A 17219-nucleotide genomic window follows, 5' to 3' on the forward strand; every position below is an offset into this window, starting at 1 on the left:
GTTTTCCTGATGGGAGAGCGTGAAGCTTTCGAGGAACCGCCGGCGTCGGCCGACCGGCCTGTGGTGACGGCGGTTCCGATCGATCGGACCGTGCTGGAGCAGCTCGTCGCCGGGACGTACCACGATCCGCATCAGGTGCTCGGCCCACACCTCGGCGACCACGGCGTCACGGTGCGCGCGCTGCGCCCGTACGCGAACAGCGTCACCGTGCTGTACGACGACCAGCGTCTCGAGCTCCGGCACGAGTACGAGGGGGTCTGGGTCGGCGTCCTGGACATCGACAAGGTCCCGGACTACCGCCTCGAGGTGACTTACACCGACGGGCCGGCCACCGAGATCGACGACCCGTATCGCTATCTCCCGTCGCTCGGCGAGGTCGACCTGCACCTGATCGGCGAGGGCCGGCACGAGGAACTGTGGACCGTCCTCGGCGCGCACGTCCGCCGCTACGACGGCCCGTCGGGTGCCATCACCGGTACGTCGTTCGCGGTCTGGGCCCCGAACGCGCAGGGCATCCGGCTGACCGCCGACTTCAACTTCTGGGACGGCCGCGCGCATCCGCTGCGTTCGCTCGGCGGCTCCGGCGTCTGGGAACTGTTCGTCCCGGGTGTCGGCCCAGGTACGCGGTACAAGTTCGACATCTGTGGCCGCGACGGCGTCTGGCGGCAGAAGGCCGACCCGATGGCCAACCTGGCCGAGACTCCCCCGGCGAACGCGTCGGTCGTCCACGAGTCGGCGTACGAGTGGGAGGACGCCGCCTGGCTGGAGCGGCGGGCCGCGACCGCGGCGTACGCCGAGCCGATGAGCGTCTACGAGGTGCATCTCGGCTCCTGGCGCAAGGGCAAGTCGTACCGCGAGCTGGCCGACGAGCTCGTTGCCTATGTCAACGAGATGGGTTTCACCCATGTCGAGTTCATGCCGGTGATGGAGCACCCGTTCGGCGGTTCCTGGGGCTACCAGGTGACGTCGTACTTCGCTCCGACGTCGCGTTTCGGTGACCCGGACGACTTCCGGTTCCTGGTCGACAAGCTGCACCAGTCCGGCATCGGCGTGATCGTGGACTGGGTCCCGGCGCACTTCCCGAAGGACGCCTGGGCGCTGGCCCGCTTCGACGGTACGCCGCTCTACGAGCACCCGGACCCGCGGCGCGGCGAGCAGCCCGACTGGGGCACGCTGGTCTTCGACTTCGGCCGTCCCCAGGTGCGGAACTTCCTGGTGGCGAACGCGATCTACTGGGCCGAGGAGTTCCACATCGACGGCCTGCGGGTCGACGCGGTCGCCTCGATGCTGTACCTCGACTACTCGCGCGGCGAGGGCCAGTGGGTCCCGAACCAGTACGGCGGCCGCGAGAACCTGGAGGCGGTGTCGTTCCTCCAGGAGATGAACGCGACGCTCTACAAGCGGGTCCCGGGCGTCATCACGGTCGCGGAGGAGTCGACGTCCTGGCCGGGGGTCACCCGCGCGACGCACCTCGGCGGGCTCGGGTTCGGCTTCAAGTGGAACATGGGCTGGATGAACGACTCGCTCCACTACCTGGAGCACGAGCCGGTGCACCGGCAGTACCACCACAGCGACCTGACGTTCTCGATGATGTACGCGTACTCCGAGAACTTCGTCCTCCCGCTGTCGCACGACGAGGTCGTGCACGGCAAGGGCTCGCTGCTGCGCAAGATGCCCGGTGACCGCTGGCAGCAGCTGGCGAACCTGCGCGCGTACCTGGCGATGATGTGGGCGCACCCGGGCAAGCAGCTGTTGTTCATGGGCTGTGAGTTCGGCCAGGAGTCGGAGTGGTCGGAGAAGGGCGAGCTGGACTGGTGGCTGCTGGACCACAGTGACCACAAGGGCCTGCAGGACCTGATCCGCGACCTGAACCGGGTCTACAAGGACAACCCGGCGTTCTGGCGGACCGATCACGACGCCGAGAAGTTCAGCTGGATCGACGCCAACGACGCCGGCAACAACGTCTTCTCCTTCGTCCGGTACGGCGACGACGGCGAACCGGCCGTGGCGTGTATCGCGAACTTCTCCGCGGTGCCGCACCACGGCTACCGCCTCGGCCTCCCGTACGCCGGGCGCTGGGAGGAGGCCGTCAACACCGACGCCAACTCCTACGGCGGCTCCGGTGTGGGCAACTACGGCGCCGTGGAGGCGAACGGCCCGGAGTGGCACGGCATGTCCACCAGCGCGGAGCTGTCCGTACCACCCCTGGCAACCGTGTACCTGCGCTTCACCGGGTAGCGTTCACGGCGTGACCGCCGTACCGCCGTTGACTGATGGTGACCTGACCCTGCGACTGCTCCGCGAGGATCCACAGCTGGTCGCGTTCGACGTCGAGAACGGCGAACCGATCGGCACGATCGAGGTACGGCGGACCACGCCGGGCGTCGGCCTGGTGGTGTGGGCACTCGACGGCGGCTCGGACCTCGCGCAGCGTGCTGTCCGGTTGCTGTCCGAGTACGCGTTCGCGCAGCTCGGTCTGGAGCGGCTGCAGGTCGAGGTGGACGCGGAGCTGCACTCGTCGGCCCGGGTCGCGATCCGGTCCGGTTTCCGCCGCGAGGGCATCCTGCGGGGCGCCGCGCTGGTCGAGGGCGAGCGGCGGGACGTCGCGATCTACGGGCGCCGTGTCGACGACCCGCGTCCGGACACGGTGACCGGCTGGACGGCGTTGATGGACTCGGCGCTGCCGAAGAAGCGGGTGATCGCGCATGTCGTCGTCCGCGACACCGGCGGGCGGGTGCTGCTGTGCCAGGTCAGCTACAAGAAGGATCTGGAGCTCCCGGGCGGCGTGGTCGAGCCGGACGAGGACCCGGCGACCGGTGCGTCCCGCGAGATGCAGGAAGAACTCGGTACGGCGCTGCCCCTGCTCGGCATCCTCGCCATCGACTGGCTGCCGCGCTGGGAGGGCTGGGGCGACGCCGTCGAGATCCTGTACGACGGCGGCGTGCACGACCCGTCGCTGATCGACAGCCTGCACCCGGACGGGTTCGAGATCCGCGACGTCCAGTGGCACGCCCCGGAAGAGCTGGCCGGCCTGGTGTCGCCGCTGAACGCCCGGCGACTGCCGATGATCCTGGCCGCGCCGGACCAGCTCTACAACTTGAGCAACGGCGCGCCGATCACCTCGTGAGCTGGCTGACGCACCACGCGTAGTGCCCGTCGCCCGCGTTCTCGTCGTAGATCGTCGCGGTGACGATCGCGTACGCCTGCCGGTAGAGCCGCATCCGGTCGCGGTCGTGCCCGAGCTTCTCGAACCGGTCGACGAGCAGGTCGTCGAGGCGCCGGGCATCCGGGCCGTACATGTCGAAGAATCCGGCCGCCAGCGAGGCCTCGAACGTGCTGTCGCCTGCCGTGGAGAGGAAACCCCAGTCCAGCACCGCTGCGACCCGGGAACCGTCCATCAGCACGTTGGGCCGACAGATGTCCCCGTGTACGACGCTCAGCTCGTCGACCTGCAGTTTCTCGAGCTGTGTGGTGATGTGGTCGAGCCTGTCGTCGAAAGCGGGCACGTCACGCTCGAAGTGCGGGCGTGAGGCCGCTGCGCGACGGCGTACCAGTGCGGCAAGGCTCTGGCCCCAGGTGTCCTGCCAGAACGGCTGGCTGATCACGGGGAGCGCTTTGCTCGCCGGACCGGGGCCAACCGCTCGGAGCGCTTCGGCGACTGCGACGAACGCGTCCAGTGCGTGCTCCTCGGGCAGTCCGGCCTCGTGCAGAGGTACGCCGGTCAGTTTGTCCTCGACGCTGATCGCCAGGCCGTTCTCGCCCGTGCTGATCTCGCGGATCCGCGGCGTCCGGAACGGCAGCGGCGGCAGCTCGTCGAGGAACGCCTGCAACGGCCGCACGTCCTCCGGGCGGCGGTCGAACCAGACCTTGCGGACCGTCCCGTCGCCGAGGTCGTAGACCGCGCCTTCCATCCCCTGCCCGATGAGCTCCACCGGGCGAGGTTAGCGGACCAGCCGGAGCGTCAGGGGGTACCGGTACTCGCTGCCGTGTGAGGCGGCGACCGTCGCCAGGATGATGAACACCACCGCCGCGACCGCACCGATCACGATCAGCGGTACGACGATCAGCACCCCGAGACCGAGCGTGATCACGATCAGCACCACCGCGATCGCGGTGTAGATCAGCAGCGAGATCTGGAAGTTCAGCGACTCCACCGCGTGCCGGCGGACGAACTCCGAGCGCCCGCGGAGCACCAGCCAGATGATCAGCGGGCAGAGAAACCCCATCGCGATCCACGCCGCGACGAACACCCCGACGTGCGCGACCATCGCCCACGTGCGTTCTTCCGAGGCCGACAACGGTGGCCCGGAGTTCGGCGTACTCATACTCCAGTCAAGCACGCCGATTCCTTTTCGGGGGTTCGCCGGTCAATACCGGTGACAGAACAGCCACGGAAGGAATCTCATGGCAAGCACGGAGTCGGAAGCGGTACGACGGCACTGGGCAGCGGCGAAGGCGTCGTACGGGCAGGTCGATCGGGAACAGGCCGATCATCGCTGGGCCGAGCTGACGGCCGAGCCCTCAGATGTGGACTACTTAGCGGTACCCGGACGTCCCGCGCTCTGGATCGTGCCGCACGAGGCCGCCACGGACCGGGTGCTGCTCTGCCTGCACGGCGGCGGGTACGTCAGCGGATCGCGGTACTCGCACCGCAAGATGTTCGCTCATCTGGCCCGCGCGGCCGGCGTCCGGGCACTGCTCTTCGACTACCCGCTGGCGCCCGAGCAGATCCACCCGGTTCAGCTCGACGACGCGGTCGACACGTATCGCTGGCTGCTCGACCAAGGCATCGCGCCGGAGCACATTGTGTTCACGGGCGACTCCGCGGGCGGCGGTATGGCGATCACCACCCAGCTCCGCGCCGCCTCGGTCGGACTGCCGCTGCCGGCCGGCGCCATGCCGTTCTCGCCGTGGGTGGACTTCGAGGCGAGCGGAGCGTCGTACGACGTCAATCGGGAGAGTGACCTTTTCTTCGACCGCGACGTGGTGCGTGGACTCACGTGGATCTTCCTCGGGCCGGACGGCTCGCCGCGGGACCCGTTCGTGAACCCGCTGTACGGCGACCTGACCGGGCTCGGACCGCTGTACATCCAGGCGGGCGGGGACGAAGTACTGGTGGACGATGCGAAGGATCTCGCGGCCGCCGCGGAGAAGGCCGGTGTGGAGGTGCGGCTGGACGTGTTCCCGGAGATGCAGCACACCTTCCAGATGGCGGCGGGTCGCGCGCCGGAGGCGGACGATGCGATCCAGCGGATGGCAGTCTGGGCGCGGAAGGTTCTGGGGCTGTGACTGTTGAGGGAGTAGTGGTGGGCAGCGACTTCGCGACGTCGAGTGAACCGTTCCGCAAGGAGTTGCTCGCGCACTGCTACCGGATGCTCGCGTCGGTGCACGAGGCGGAGGACGCCGTACAGGAGACGTACCTGCGGGGGTGGCGGGCTTGGCCGGGTTTCGAGGGTCGCTCGTCGGTGCGGGTCTGGCTGTACCGGATCGCGACCAACGTCTGCCTGACCGCGCTCGAGCAACGCGGCCGGCGCGCGCTGCCGTCCGGGATCGCCGCTCCGAGCCCGGACCTGACCACTGCTCCCCCGCCTGCGCCTGAGGACATCGGCTGGATCGAACCCATGGCGGAGTCACTGGTCGCGTCCGATCCCGCGTCGATCGTGGCGGGGCGCGAGAGTCTGCGGCTGGCGCTGATCGCGGCATTGCAGTACCTGCCCGCGAAGCAGCGCGCCGTACTGATCCTGCGGGAGGTGCTCGCCTTCCCGGCGGCCGAGGTCGCGACGATGCTCGACACCTCGGTCGCGGCGGTGAAGAGCACGCTGCAGCGGGCCCGCGCTCGGCTCGACGAGACTGCGCCCGCGCAGGACGAGCTCGTCGAACCGGACGATCCCCAGGCGCGGGCTCTGCTGGCCGAGTACATCACCGGCTTCGAGAACGCCGATACCGCTGCTCTCGAACGCGCCTTGCGTGCTGACGCCGCGATCGAGATGGTCGGGACCACGACCTGGTTCAACGGTCGCGTGATGTGCCTGCAGTTGCTGGCCTCCGCGGTCGGCGACCCGGGCGATTGGACGATGATCCCGATCGTCGCCAACGGCCAGCCGGCAGTCGGCGCCTACCTGAAGGGCGATCCGTACGGCGTCGCGGTACTGACGCCGACGCCGACGGGGATCACGCACATCCACGTGTTCAGCACACCGAGCCTCGTCACCGATTTCGGCTTGCCGGTCACAGCTCCCGGACGGTGAGTCGGGCCCGGTGACTCGTGCTCACCAGGGCCAGCGCCACGACGACGAGCCCCATCGCGACGGTCGGCCACCACACCGCATGCTCGGCGCGGACGAACCGCTGTGGATCGGTCGTCGCGGTGGCGCCGACGATCGAACCGGCGACCGCGACACCGAGCGACGTACCGGTCTGGCGGCCGACCGAGGCGAGGGAGGCGGCCAGACCGGCCATCGAACCGGGCATGCCCGAGACCGCCGAGTTCGCGATTGGCGGGTTGATCGTGCCGAGGAAGACGCCGAACAACAGGAAGATCGCGAGTACGACGGCGAGTGGCGTGGCTGCACCGATGGTGAGCGAGGCGATTGCTCCGAGTGTGAGCGCCGTACCCGCGATCACGAGCGGTGTACGCGGGCCGCGCGAGCCGACGATGCGGCCGGTCAGCGGTGAGAGGACGCAGATCAGCAGGCCGACGGGCAATAGGCATAGGCCGGCGTGCAGAGCTGACAGGTGGCGGACGCTCTGTAGGTAGAGCGTGGTGACGAAGAGGAACGCTCCGAACCCGCTGTACGCGAACATCGCGATCACGACCGCCGAACTGAACGGGATACTGCGGAACAGCCGGAGCTCGAGCAACGGTTCGGAACGGCGGCGTTCGTAGGCGATCAGTGCGGCCGCTGAGACGGCGGCGATCGCGACGAGCAGGTACGGCGTGTGTTTCTCGGACTCGATGATCGCCGAGACGACACCGCCCAGAACCAGGATGACCAGGAGTTGGCCGACCGGGTCGAACCGGCGGCCGTGCGCGGCGCGGGACTCGGGGACGTACCGGCTGGTGAGCAGCACCGCGAGCGCGACGATCGGCAGGTTCACCCAGAAGATCGAGCGCCAGCCGAGGCCGTCGACCAGGGCGCCGCCGACGATCGGGCCGAGCACGAGCGACAGGCCGGCGGTGGCACCGAAGATGCCGATCGCCCGGGCTCGTTCGGCGCGGTCCGGGAACACCGTCACCACGATCGCCATCGCGACCGGGTTGAGCATCGTGCCACCGACCGCCTGCACGGCGCGGGCGGCGATCAGCCAGCCGATACCGGGCGCCAGGCTGCACAGCAGCGAGCCGAGCCCGAAGAGGATCAGGCCGAGCCGGAACATCTTCTTCCGGCCGAACCTATCCGCGGTGGAGCCGGCCAGCAGCAGGAAGCTCGCCAGCACCAGCGTGTAGGCGTCGACCGTCCACTGCAGGCCGGCCGTCGAGGCGCCGAGACCGTCCCGGATCGCGGGCAGTGCCATGTTGACGATCGAGATGTCCATCACCGAGACGAGGATGCTGGCGCAGCAGATCGCGAGCACGACGTACCGGCGGGTCCGGGCGGGGGCCTCGAGCGCTGGAAGGGTCATGGGTACGACGCTAGGATTTAGAGCGTGCTCGAAGTCAATGAACGCGGGATCAGCATCGCCGAAGCCGCCGAACGCACCGGCGTCAGTGTCCACACCTTGCGGTACTACGAGCGCGCCGGCCTGGTCGTCACCACCGTCGACCGGACCGCCGGCGGCCGCCGCCGCTACCGGCAGCTCGACCTGGACTGGATCAAGATCTGCACCAAGTTCCGCGCCACCGGCATGCCGATCCGCACCATCCGCCGGTACGCCGAACTCGTGATCGCCGGCCGTGGCAACGAGAAGGACCGGCTGGAACTCCTCGAGACGCACCGCGCCGAGATCCTCACCAAACTCGCCGACCTCGAGGAGAGCCTCGGCCTCATCGACCACAAGATCGACGTCTACCGCGGCCGCCTGGAAGCCGGCGACGCCGACCAACTGTGGGCGCCGCGAGCCTAGATCAGGGCCTGCCGACGGCTCGCCAGGAAGCGGCGCTCTGTCTCGTTGGCGGTCAGCTCGATCGCCTGCGCGTACGCCGCGGCGGCCTCCTCGGTCCGCTCGAGTCTTGCCAGGACGTCGGCACGAGTCGCCGGCAGATACGCGTACCCGGCCAGCGCAGATTCCTTGCCCAGGGCATCCAGCTCGACCAGCACCGCCTCCAGATCGGCCCCCGGCACCAGACTGTGCGCCGCCACCCGGTTGAGCGCGACGATCGGCGTCGGCCAGCTCACCATCATCGCGTCGTACATCCGGACTACCTGGCGCCAGTCCGTCTGCTCCCACGACGGCGCGGTCACGTGCAGACCCGCGACCGCTGCCTGCAGGGCGAAGCGGCCGTGACCCCTCTGCAAGGCCGCCGTCGCCCGCGACACGCCCTCCGCCAGTAGCTGCGGATCCCACCGCGACCGGTCCTGATCTGCCAGCAACACCAGCTCGCCGTCCGCGCTGACCCGCGCATCACCGCGCGCTTCGGTCATGAGCAGCAAGCCGAGCAGCGCCTGCGGTTCCGGCTCGTCCGGCATCAACCGCACCAGCATCCGGGCCAGCTCGAGCGCCCGCCCGGTCAGATCGGACCGGGTCAGTTCCGCCCCCGCCGCGACGTACCCGGCCGTGTAGACCAGGTGGACGACGGTCAGCACCACGTCCATCCGGGCCGGCAGTTCGTGATCCGCCGGGATCCGGTACGGGATGCCCGCCGCGGCGATCTTCTTCTTCGCACGGGTGATCCGCGCCGCCGCCGTCGCCTCGGGGATCAGCAGCACCGCCGCGACCTCGCGCGTGGTCAGTCCGCAGATCAGCCGCAGCGTCAGCGCCACCTGCGACTCCCGCGCCAGCGCGGGGTGGCAGCAGGTGAAGACCAGCCGCAACGGATCCGTCGGCGGCTCGTCCTCGCCGGGCTCCTCCACCAGCAGCGGCAGCTTCCGCCGCAGGTTCGTCTCCCGCCGCAGCCGGTCCAGCGCCAGTCGCCGCGCGACGGTCGTCAGCCAGCCCCCGGGGTTGTCCGGGATGCCCTCCGGCCAGGTGCGCAACGCCTGCACGAACGCGTCCTGCGTGCAGTCCTCCGCGAGGTCCAGGTCGCGCGTCAGCCGAACCACCGACGCCAGCACCGTCGACCAGCTCTCCCGGTGCACCCGGGCCAGCACCCGGGTCACCTCCACCGCTTCCACCCTCACCTCTCCCCCCAGACCTTCTGACCGCGCACCCGTGGGTACGCCGGTGGACAGAACACCGGCGTACCCGGGTCGCACGCCATGATCAGGCCGGCGCCGCTTCGGGCGACGTGTCCATCACCGGGCGTACCTCGACGTTGCCCGACGGGCAGATCTTCGCCAGCTCCAGCGCCTGGTCGAGGTCACGGGCCTCGATGACGTAGAAGCCACCGAGCGCCTCCCGGGTCTCGATGAACGGCCCGTCGGTGACCATCGGCTCCGCGCCCTCACGCTGCCGGACCGTGCTCGCCGTGGTGGACCGCTCGAGCGCCTCGCCGCCGAGGATCCGCGCCCCGGCCTTCTCCACCGCTGCCGCGAACTCACCGTGCAGCTTCATCGCCTGCTGCCACTCGTCCCGCGTCAGTTTGTCGTACCACTCCTCGCTGTCGAACAGCAGGAACATGTACTGCGCCATTTCAGGCTCCCCTCGTGTACTGCGTTCTTCCTGGTTCTTCCTGGACATCTTGCTGACGAATGCCGCGACACGGAATCGACAACGCCGGGTGAGAATCTTCATTACTGTTGAGTACCGTGGCGGCTATGGAGCACCTCGACGTCCTGATCGTCGGCGCGGGACTGTCCGGGATCGGTGCGGCGTACCGCCTGCAGACCCGTTGCCCCGAGCGTACGTACGCCGTGCTCGAGGCGCGCGACACGCTCGGCGGCACGTGGGACCTGTTCCGGTACCCGGGCGTCCGCTCGGACTCGGACATGTTCACGCTCGGCTTCCCGTTCCACCCGTGGCGGGCGGCGAAGGCGATCGCGGACGGTCCGTCGATCCTCGAGTACCTGCACGAGACGGCGTCGACGTACGGGATCGACAAGCACATCCGCTACGGGCAGCGCGTCGTCCGCGCCTCGTGGTCGTCGGCCGACGCGCTATGGACGGTGGAGACGGCGGAGGCGACGTACACCTGCTCGTTCTTCTACGTGTGCAGCGGGTACTACGACTACGACTCGGGCTATGTGGTCGACTTCGACGGGCAGAGCTCGTTCGAGGGGCGGATCGTGCATCCGCAGCACTGGCCGGCCGATCTGGACTACACGGGTCAGCGAGTCGTCGTGATCGGCAGCGGTGCGACCGCCGTGACACTAGTACCCGCCATGGCCGGTACGGCGGACCACGTGACGATGCTGCAGCGGTCCCCGAGCTACGTCGCCTCCCGCCCGGCCCGTGACGCGCTGTCCGACCGCCTCCGCGCCGTACTGCCGGAGAAGCTCGCGCACCGGGTGATCCGCGGCAAGAACGTGGTGCTGAGCTCGGCGATCTACAGTGCGTTCCGGCGGTGGCCGGCGCACGCGGCGTGGCTGCTGAACACCGGGGTGGCGAAGCAGCTGCCGTCGTCGATCCCGGTCGATCCGCATTTCACGCCGAAGTACAAGCCGTGGGACCAGCGGCTCTGCCTGGTGCCGGACGCCGACCTGTTCAAGGCGCTCCGGAACGGGTCGGCATCGGTGGTCACCGACGAGATCGAGCGGTTCACACCCACCGGTCTGCGGCTGCGATCCGGCCGGGAACTGGAGGCCGACCTGGTGGTGACCGCGACCGGCCTCCGCATGGTTGCGCTCGGCAACATCCAGCTGACCGTCGACGGCCGGCCGGTCGCGCCGCACGACACGTTCGTCTACCAGGGCATGATGCTCAGCGGTGTCCCCAACCTGGCCTGGTGCATCGGCTACACCAACAACTCCTGGACGCTGCGCTCCGACCTCACCTCGCAGTACGTCTGCCGCCTGCTGAACCACCTGACCGCCACCGGCACCCGGATCTGCACTCCCCAGGTCGACCCCGCCGAGTACGACGCCCCACCCCGCCCGGTCGTGGACCTCTCCTCGGGCTACATCCGCCGAGCCGCCGCCATCCTCCCCCGCCAAGGCACCCAAGGCCCCTGGCGCCTCCGCCAGAACTACCCCCGAGACCTCCTACGCCTCCGCCTCACCCCAGTAACCGACGGCGTCATGCACTTCACCTGACGCCGTCGGTCGACAACCCGCCGCCTCGGGGGTTAGGGGATGGGCGCCGGGGGCTGTGGGCCGACGTACGTCGCGATCGGGCGGATGATCTTCGGGTCGGTGGACTGTTCGAGGATGTTGGCGGACCAGCCGATGATGCGACTGACGGCGAAGGTCGGGGTGAACATCGGGCGCGGGATGCCGCACAGCTCCATCACCACACCGGCGTAGAACTCGACGTTCGCGTACAGGTTGCGGCCCGGCTTCAGCTCGGCGAGTACGTCGACGATGCGTTGCTCGACCGTGGTGGCGAAGTCGACCAGATCGCCGCCGATCCCGCGGGCGATGTCGCGCAGCATCAGCGAGCGCGGGTCCTCGGTGCGGTACACCGCGTGCCCGAACCCCATGATCCGGTCGCCGACCAAGACCTTCGCGCGGACCCAGTCGTCGATGCGGTCCGGCGTACCGATCTCGTCGAGGCTGGCGAGCGCGCGGTCCGGGGCGCCGCCGTGCAGCGGGCCGGAGAACGCACCGATCGCACCCGCCACGGCCGCGACCACGTCGGCCCCGGTGGAGGCGATGACGCGCGCGGTGAACGTCGACGCATTGAATCCGTGGTCCACGGTCGATACCAGGTAGTGCTCGATCGCGGCCGAGTGGACGGCGGACGGCTCGGCGCCGGTGACCAGGTACAGCCAGTTCTGCGCCGCCGTGAGGTCTGCGCGCGGCTGCAGCGGTTCTTGGCCTTCGCGCAGCCGGTAGAGCGCGGCGAGGATCGTCGGGGTGACCGCGCAGACCAGCATGGCGTCGGCCTTGCGGCGGGCCGGGTCGGCGTCCCAGAGCGGCGGGAGACCACGAACCGCAGCAAGCAGCGACAGCGCCGTTCGCAGACTGGCGAGCGGGTTGAACGCCGCGCCGGCGGTCGCGATCGCGGGCAGTACGGCGCGAACCTCGTCGGGCAGCACCCGCAGCGGCGCCAACTCGGCGACGAACCGGTCGCGCTCGGCGGCGCTCGGGAGGTGACCCTCGAACATCAGGTACCAGACGTCTTCGAGCGTCTTGGACTTGGCGAGATCGATCGCCGAGTACTGCCGGTAGTGGTAGAACCCCTCGTCACCCCGGACGTCGCCGAGGGTCGTCTCGGTGACGACGACGTTGCGCAGGCCCGGCGGAACATTGATTGTTGTTGACATATCTTCAGAGTTGACAGGCAATCAACTATTGTCAATATTGATCCAGTCAACATGAATCGTCCGAGGAGCGGGGAATGACGGCCGAAGGTGACGAGAATTACCTGACGACCGCCGAGGTGGCGCGCCGGCTGCAGGTGAAGCCCGAGACGATCTACGCGTACGTCAGCCGCGGCATGCTCACCAGCGTCCGCGCCCGCGGCCGACGCGGCAGCCTGTTCGCCGCGAGCGAGGTCGACCGCCTGGCCAGCCGTTCGGTCGAACACTCCGGCGTCGTCGAACGCATCGAGTCCCAACTCACCCTGCTCCAGGACGACGAGCTCTACTACCGAGGCCACCCAGCCCGCACCCTGGCCACCACCGCCACGGTCGAACAAGTAGCCCACCTGCTCTGGACAAACGAACCGCCGGCACCTGCCTCAGAGGAGCACCAGGCGCCAACCGTTGGACCGACCGGGGCGGGACGTAACGCGGCCTTTGTCGTTGGCCGGGAGGGTGTGATGCTGGCTCGGCGGGCTATGGAGGTGGTGCCGGACGAGGCCCGGCTGACGGATCGGTTGCGGGTGGCGGTCGCGGTGCTGGGCGCGGCGGACCCGCTGCGGTTCGATCTGTCGACGCCGTCGGTGACCGCGGCGGCCGGCACGCTGATCGAGACCCTGGTCGCGGCGCTTCCGGGACCGACAACCGCCCGTACCACCTTGGGTGGACGCCTCTGGCCGAAGCTGTCGGATCACGAGCCGCGTCCGGAACTGCTCGACGCCGCACTCATCCTGCTCGCCGACCACGGTCTCGCGGTCTCCACCGTCGCGGCCCGCGTCGCCGCGAGCGCCCGCGCCAACCTGTACGCCGTCATCTCGGCCGGGCTCGGCGCGCTCGACGGGCAGTACCACGGCGCGGCGCCGACTCTCGCGTACGAGTTCCTCGGCCGGGCGATGCAGGACCCGCTCAAGGCGCTCTCGGACCAGCTGCGATCCGGTGAGCCCGTCCCGGGGTTCGGCCACAAGATCTACCAGCAGCACGATCCGCGCGCCGAGGTACTGCTGGAGCTTCTCGGCGACCATCCCGTCGTCGACACGATCGCGGCGATCGCCGAGCGCACCCCAACGTTCCCGAACAGCGATCTCGCGATCGCGGCGATCATGCACGCGTACGACTTCCGTCCCGACGCCGGCGACGCGCTGTTCGCCCTCGCCCGCATCGTCGGCTGGACCGCCCACGCCCTCGAGGAGTACGCGGCCCCCGCCCTCCGCTTCCGCACCATGGGCGTCTACACCGGCCAGACGAACTGACCACCCACCCACCAACCACCCGCTGGTGTCGCGGCGGGTGGTTGGTTCCTGCGGCGTGATTACTTGGCGGTGAGTTTGATCAGGGTGGCTGCACCGGGTGCTAGCGAGACCTGGATCGAGCCGACGCTCTGCGGGACATACTTCTGGCGGGTCGGCTGGAAGACCCCTACCGAGCCCACCGTCGAGTCGTTCAGCGAAACGACCGCGCGTGCGCGCTCGCTGTGCGAACGGTTGGTGACGAGCAGCCAGCGGTCGCCCGACGCCGCGTCCCGCGAACGGAACGTCCCGACCACGACCGCACTGCCGGTGATGCCCGAGACCAGGTTGGTCGGTGTGAATCCGACGGCCCCGTTCGGCAACGGTGTTTCGTTGGCGTGCTCAACGGTCTCGGAAACCAGCGGCTTGAGCTCGCGACCGACCTGATGCAGCCAAGTGGTGTTGATCTGCTTCGCGGCGTAGTACCGCGAGGTCCGCTGACCGTCGACCGTGATCAGCGCCGGCCCGAAGCCCTCGCCGCGCGCGGCCTCCGGGGTCCAGTACGTGAAGTACTGGATGCCCTTCGCGCCGTACGCGAGGCTGATGTTGATCTGCCACAGCAGTTCGGCCGCGGTCGGTTCCCGATGGTTGTTGTAGGCAAGCGTCTGGATGAACACCCAGGACGGGATGTCGCCGTGCAGGGCGGCGTCCCGGACGATCGCCCAGTTGTGGAAGTAGTTCGTGTCCTCGCGCCCCTCGGACAGCAGCGGGTACCGGTCGAACGAGATCAGCGACGGTTTCACCACGTCGACGAAGTTCCGGTAGTACGCCGCGTCGTCCGACGGGAGCAAGTTGATGTACGGCAACAGCTGCGGCGCCAGCTCCCGGGAGATCGCCAACGCCTTCGCCAGCGTCGCGAACCAGCCGGCGCCCGGCTCGTCGTAGAAGTTGAAGCCGGCCAGTGACGAGTACGGCCCATATGCGTTGCGTGCGCGGGTGTACAGCTCACGCGCTTCCGCCGGCGTCACGCTGAGGAAATCTGTCGTGGTGTCGGAGATCGAGAACCAGCGGGACATGTTGCGGATCTGGATGTCGTCGGAGATCAGCATCTGCAGGCCGGCGTCCCGCGCGAGCCCGAGCTGGTACTGGAAGATGTTGCCGTCACCCGCGTAGTTGCCGGAGATGACGAAGTCGAACCCGGCGTCCTTGATCTCCGCGAACCGGTCCGCCGTACTCGCGAACGGGTGCGGCGGCCAGAACAGCCCGATCGGGAAGTCCGGTCCACCCGTCAACGGCAACTGATCAGGCAACGGTACGGCGGCACTCGCGACGGCCCCCGCGGTCGAACCGGCGACGCCAGCTGCGCCGGCGGTCTCGGCGGAGGCGGTTGTAGCGGACGCGGCGGTGAGGGCGGTGGCGCCGGCGCCGAGCAGCAAGGCGCGGCGGGACGGGCCGAGGGTTTGGTGCGGACTCTGCATGATGCTCCTTCGGAAGGCGGTCGAACGGAGTAGGCAGAAAACGTGCGCGGAAAGCGTGTGACGGAAGGTGTTCAGGGCCGACGGCGGTGGTCGGCGACTGCGTCGGCGGTGGCGTCGAAGGCCTGTTCGGCCAGCGGGTAGTCGCGTTGCGCGACGCCGAGATAGAGCGCGTCGAGCACGATCATCTGGGCGTGCCGGCCGGCCAGTCCACCGGTCCGGAACGTCACGTCGCGCGCGGACGTGACCAGCACGATGTCCGCCGCCTGGGCCAGCGGCGATCGTGGATAGTTGGTGATGGCAACAGTCGTCGCGCCTTGCCGGCCCGCTCGCGCCAGCGGTTCCAGGACCTCGATCGTCTCGCCGCTGTGCGAGATCCCGACCGCGACGTCCCCGGTCCCGAGCAGCGCCGAGCTGGCCAGCGCCGTGTGGACGTCGCTCCACGTGCTGGCGCCGCGCCCGATCCGATGCAGTCGCAACCGCAGGTCCTCGGCAACGGCCGCCGATCCCGCCACGGCGTACAGGTCGATACGGCGCGCGTCCGAGATGGCCGCGACCGCCCGGCCGAGCGCGTTCACGTCCAGCCCCGCGACGGTGTCCTCGAGCGCGCGGGTGTCGGCGCGCAACAGGGTCCGGAGTACGTCGTCCAGCGAGTCGTCCGGACCGACCTCGGACCCGGTCCCACGTTCCCAGCTCGGACTCGTCCGGCCGGTCTCAGCCGCGAGCGCGAGCCGGAGTTCGGCGTACCCGGACAAGCCGAGCGCGAGGCAGAACCGCGTGACGCTCGGCAGCGACGTCCCACACCGGGCCGCCAGCTGGCCGATCGTCGACGAGGCGACCGCCGCCGGATCCCGCAGGACTTCGGTCGCGATCCGGGCCTGCGCCGGGCTGAGTGCCGGCAGCAGGCCGTTGATGCGCGCCTCGAGACTCGGCGGCGGTGACTCGACAGCGCTCATGTGAAGAATTCTCAGAGCACTTCAAGACCAATTACAAGAATTCACACTGTCCGATTCCGGCCAGCTCGTTCAGCGAGGCGGACGGCCAAAGATGACTAGAACAGCGCCGACATCAGGCGGCGGCGGGCCTTGATCACCCGGTCGTCGTCCGCGCCGACGACGTCGAACAGCTCGAGCAGGTGCAGCCGAACGGCGTTCCGCTCGTCCCCCGCCGTCGCCTGGACCGTGCTGATCAGCCGCGCGAACGCGTCGTCCACGTGCCCACCCATCAGGTCGACGTCGGCGACCAGCAGCTGCGCCTCGACATCCGTGGGGTTGTCGGCCGCGCGGGTCCGGACGTCGGCCGGGACGTCCTGCGTGCGCTTCACCAGCTGCACCCGGGCCAGCCCGGACTTCGCCTCGGCGTCGGCCGGCGTCTCCTTCAGCAGCTCCTCGTACGCCGCGATCGCGCCGTCGAGATCGCCCGCGCCGACAGCGTTCTCGGCCGCCTCGTACCGCGGGTTCGGAGCGTCTTCCTCGACCGGCTCGGGCGCCGGACCACCGACCGGGTCGGCCCGCCCGGTGATGCCGTTGGCAACCGCCACGGTCAGCAACTGGTCGAGGTACTGCCGGACCTCCGGCTCGCCGAGGACGCCCTGGAACAGCGGCACCGGCTGACCCCGCAGGATGGCGATCACGACCGGCACCGACTGCACGCCGAACGCCTGGGCGACCTGCGGGCTGGCGTCGACGTCGATCCGGGCCAGCAGGAACTTCCCGGCGTACTCGGTCGACAGCTTGGCCAGCACCGCGCCGAGCTCGGTCGCGCCCGGCGCCCGCGGCGACCAGAGCTCGACCACGACCGGGGCCTGGATGGACCGCTCGATCACATCGGCCTGGAAGTTCGCCTCGGTGACGTCCAGCACGTACGCGCCCGCGGCGCCACCGCCCTGACCGCCGCTCGGGCCACCGCCCGCTGGCGCGCCGGCCGCACCGGCCGGCTTGCGGAGGGACGACAGGTCGATCGCCCCGGGACGGGAGAAGTTGGACTGGCTCACCACTGTCCTCGCATTCCGTGCGCACTCCG

Annotated in this window: 16 protein-coding genes; 7 read left to right on the forward strand and 9 right to left on the reverse strand. The window is 69.4% G+C overall.

Going from position 1 to position 17219, the window contains the following annotated elements:
- The first annotated feature begins 9 nt into the window (after window positions 1-9).
- Window positions 10-2238, forward strand: a complete 2229-nt coding sequence (glgB, locus tag AC0662_RS34420; protein WP_478305889.1) for a 1,4-alpha-glucan branching protein GlgB — start codon at window positions 10-12, stop codon at window positions 2236-2238.
- Window positions 2239-2248: 10 nt separating this feature from the next.
- On the forward strand, window positions 2249-3127 hold the full coding sequence (locus AC0662_RS34425) for an NUDIX hydrolase (RefSeq protein WP_478305891.1): 879 nt from the start codon (window positions 2249-2251) through the stop codon (window positions 3125-3127).
- Here AC0662_RS34425 and AC0662_RS34430 read toward each other — a convergent pair.
- On the reverse strand, window positions 3117-3932 hold the full coding sequence (locus AC0662_RS34430; protein ID WP_452203833.1) for a phosphotransferase: 816 nt from the start codon (window positions 3930-3932) through the stop codon (window positions 3117-3119). The genes AC0662_RS34425 and AC0662_RS34430 overlap by 11 nt on opposite strands.
- A gap of 9 nt (window positions 3933-3941) precedes the next feature.
- Window positions 3942-4340, reverse strand: a complete 399-nt coding sequence (locus AC0662_RS34435) for a DUF4870 domain-containing protein (RefSeq protein WP_452203834.1) — start codon at window positions 4338-4340, stop codon at window positions 3942-3944.
- Window positions 4341-4404: 64 nt separating this feature from the next.
- Here AC0662_RS34435 and AC0662_RS34440 point away from each other — a divergent pair, with 64 nt between their 5' ends.
- Both AC0662_RS34440 and AC0662_RS34445 read left to right on the forward strand, forming a co-directional pair.
- Window positions 4405-5289, forward strand: a complete 885-nt coding sequence (locus tag AC0662_RS34440) for an alpha/beta hydrolase (RefSeq protein ID WP_478305893.1) — start codon at window positions 4405-4407, stop codon at window positions 5287-5289.
- Window positions 5286-6248 (forward strand): RNA polymerase subunit sigma-70, encoded by a 963-nt coding sequence (locus AC0662_RS34445; RefSeq protein WP_452203837.1) that lies wholly within the window; start codon window positions 5286-5288, stop codon window positions 6246-6248. The genes AC0662_RS34440 and AC0662_RS34445 overlap by 4 nt, the downstream gene beginning before the upstream one ends.
- On the opposite strand, the gene AC0662_RS34450 is transcribed toward AC0662_RS34445, so the two are convergent.
- Complete coding sequence (locus AC0662_RS34450; protein WP_452203838.1) at window positions 6229-7623, reverse strand: MFS transporter; 1395 nt, start codon at window positions 7621-7623, stop codon at window positions 6229-6231. The genes AC0662_RS34445 and AC0662_RS34450 overlap by 20 nt on opposite strands.
- 24 nt (window positions 7624-7647) lie before the next feature.
- On the opposite strand from AC0662_RS34450, the gene AC0662_RS34455 reads away from it, so the two are divergent.
- Window positions 7648-8064, forward strand: coding sequence for a MerR family transcriptional regulator (locus AC0662_RS34455; protein WP_452203840.1), 417 nt, complete (start codon window positions 7648-7650; stop codon window positions 8062-8064).
- Here AC0662_RS34455 and AC0662_RS34460 read toward each other — a convergent pair.
- A complete protein-coding gene (locus AC0662_RS34460; RefSeq protein ID WP_478305896.1) occupies window positions 8061-9263 on the reverse strand; it encodes an RNA polymerase sigma factor in 1203 nt (400 codons plus the stop codon). The two genes, AC0662_RS34455 and AC0662_RS34460, sit on opposite strands and share 4 nt — an antisense overlap.
- Before the next feature lie 97 nt (window positions 9264-9360).
- The gene (locus AC0662_RS34465) at window positions 9361-9729 is read right to left on the reverse strand and encodes a YciI family protein (protein ID WP_478305898.1); all 369 of its coding nucleotides are present in this window, start codon (window positions 9727-9729) and stop codon (window positions 9361-9363) included.
- 125 nt (window positions 9730-9854) lie between these two features.
- Here AC0662_RS34465 and AC0662_RS34470 point away from each other — a divergent pair, with 125 nt between their 5' ends.
- Window positions 9855-11288 (forward strand): flavin-containing monooxygenase, encoded by a 1434-nt coding sequence (locus AC0662_RS34470; RefSeq protein WP_478305900.1) that lies wholly within the window; start codon window positions 9855-9857, stop codon window positions 11286-11288.
- A 32-nt stretch (window positions 11289-11320) separates the two neighbouring features.
- On the opposite strand, the gene AC0662_RS34475 is transcribed toward AC0662_RS34470, so the two are convergent.
- Window positions 11321-12460, reverse strand: coding sequence for a citrate/2-methylcitrate synthase (locus AC0662_RS34475; protein ID WP_478305902.1), 1140 nt, complete (start codon window positions 12458-12460; stop codon window positions 11321-11323).
- A gap of 74 nt (window positions 12461-12534) precedes the next feature.
- Between AC0662_RS34475 and AC0662_RS34480 the strand changes: the two genes are divergently transcribed.
- On the forward strand, window positions 12535-13746 hold the full coding sequence (locus AC0662_RS34480) for a citrate synthase (protein WP_478305904.1): 1212 nt from the start codon (window positions 12535-12537) through the stop codon (window positions 13744-13746).
- Window positions 13747-13805: 59 nt separating this feature from the next.
- On the opposite strand, the gene AC0662_RS34485 is transcribed toward AC0662_RS34480, so the two are convergent.
- From AC0662_RS34485 to AC0662_RS34495, 3 genes are all read right to left on the reverse strand, one after another.
- On the reverse strand, window positions 13806-15200 hold the full coding sequence (locus tag AC0662_RS34485; RefSeq protein ID WP_478305906.1) for a hypothetical protein: 1395 nt from the start codon (window positions 15198-15200) through the stop codon (window positions 13806-13808).
- A gap of 71 nt (window positions 15201-15271) precedes the next feature.
- Window positions 15272-16153: a MurR/RpiR family transcriptional regulator gene (locus AC0662_RS34490; protein ID WP_478305908.1), complete on the reverse strand. Its 882-nt coding sequence runs from the start codon at window positions 16151-16153 to the stop codon at window positions 15272-15274.
- A 95-nt stretch (window positions 16154-16248) separates the two neighbouring features.
- On the reverse strand, window positions 16249-17190 hold the full coding sequence (locus AC0662_RS34495; RefSeq protein WP_452203853.1) for a tetratricopeptide repeat protein: 942 nt from the start codon (window positions 17188-17190) through the stop codon (window positions 16249-16251).
- Window positions 17191-17219 lie beyond the last annotated feature (29 nt).

The organism is Kribbella sp. NPDC043289 (genome assembly GCF_056436705.1).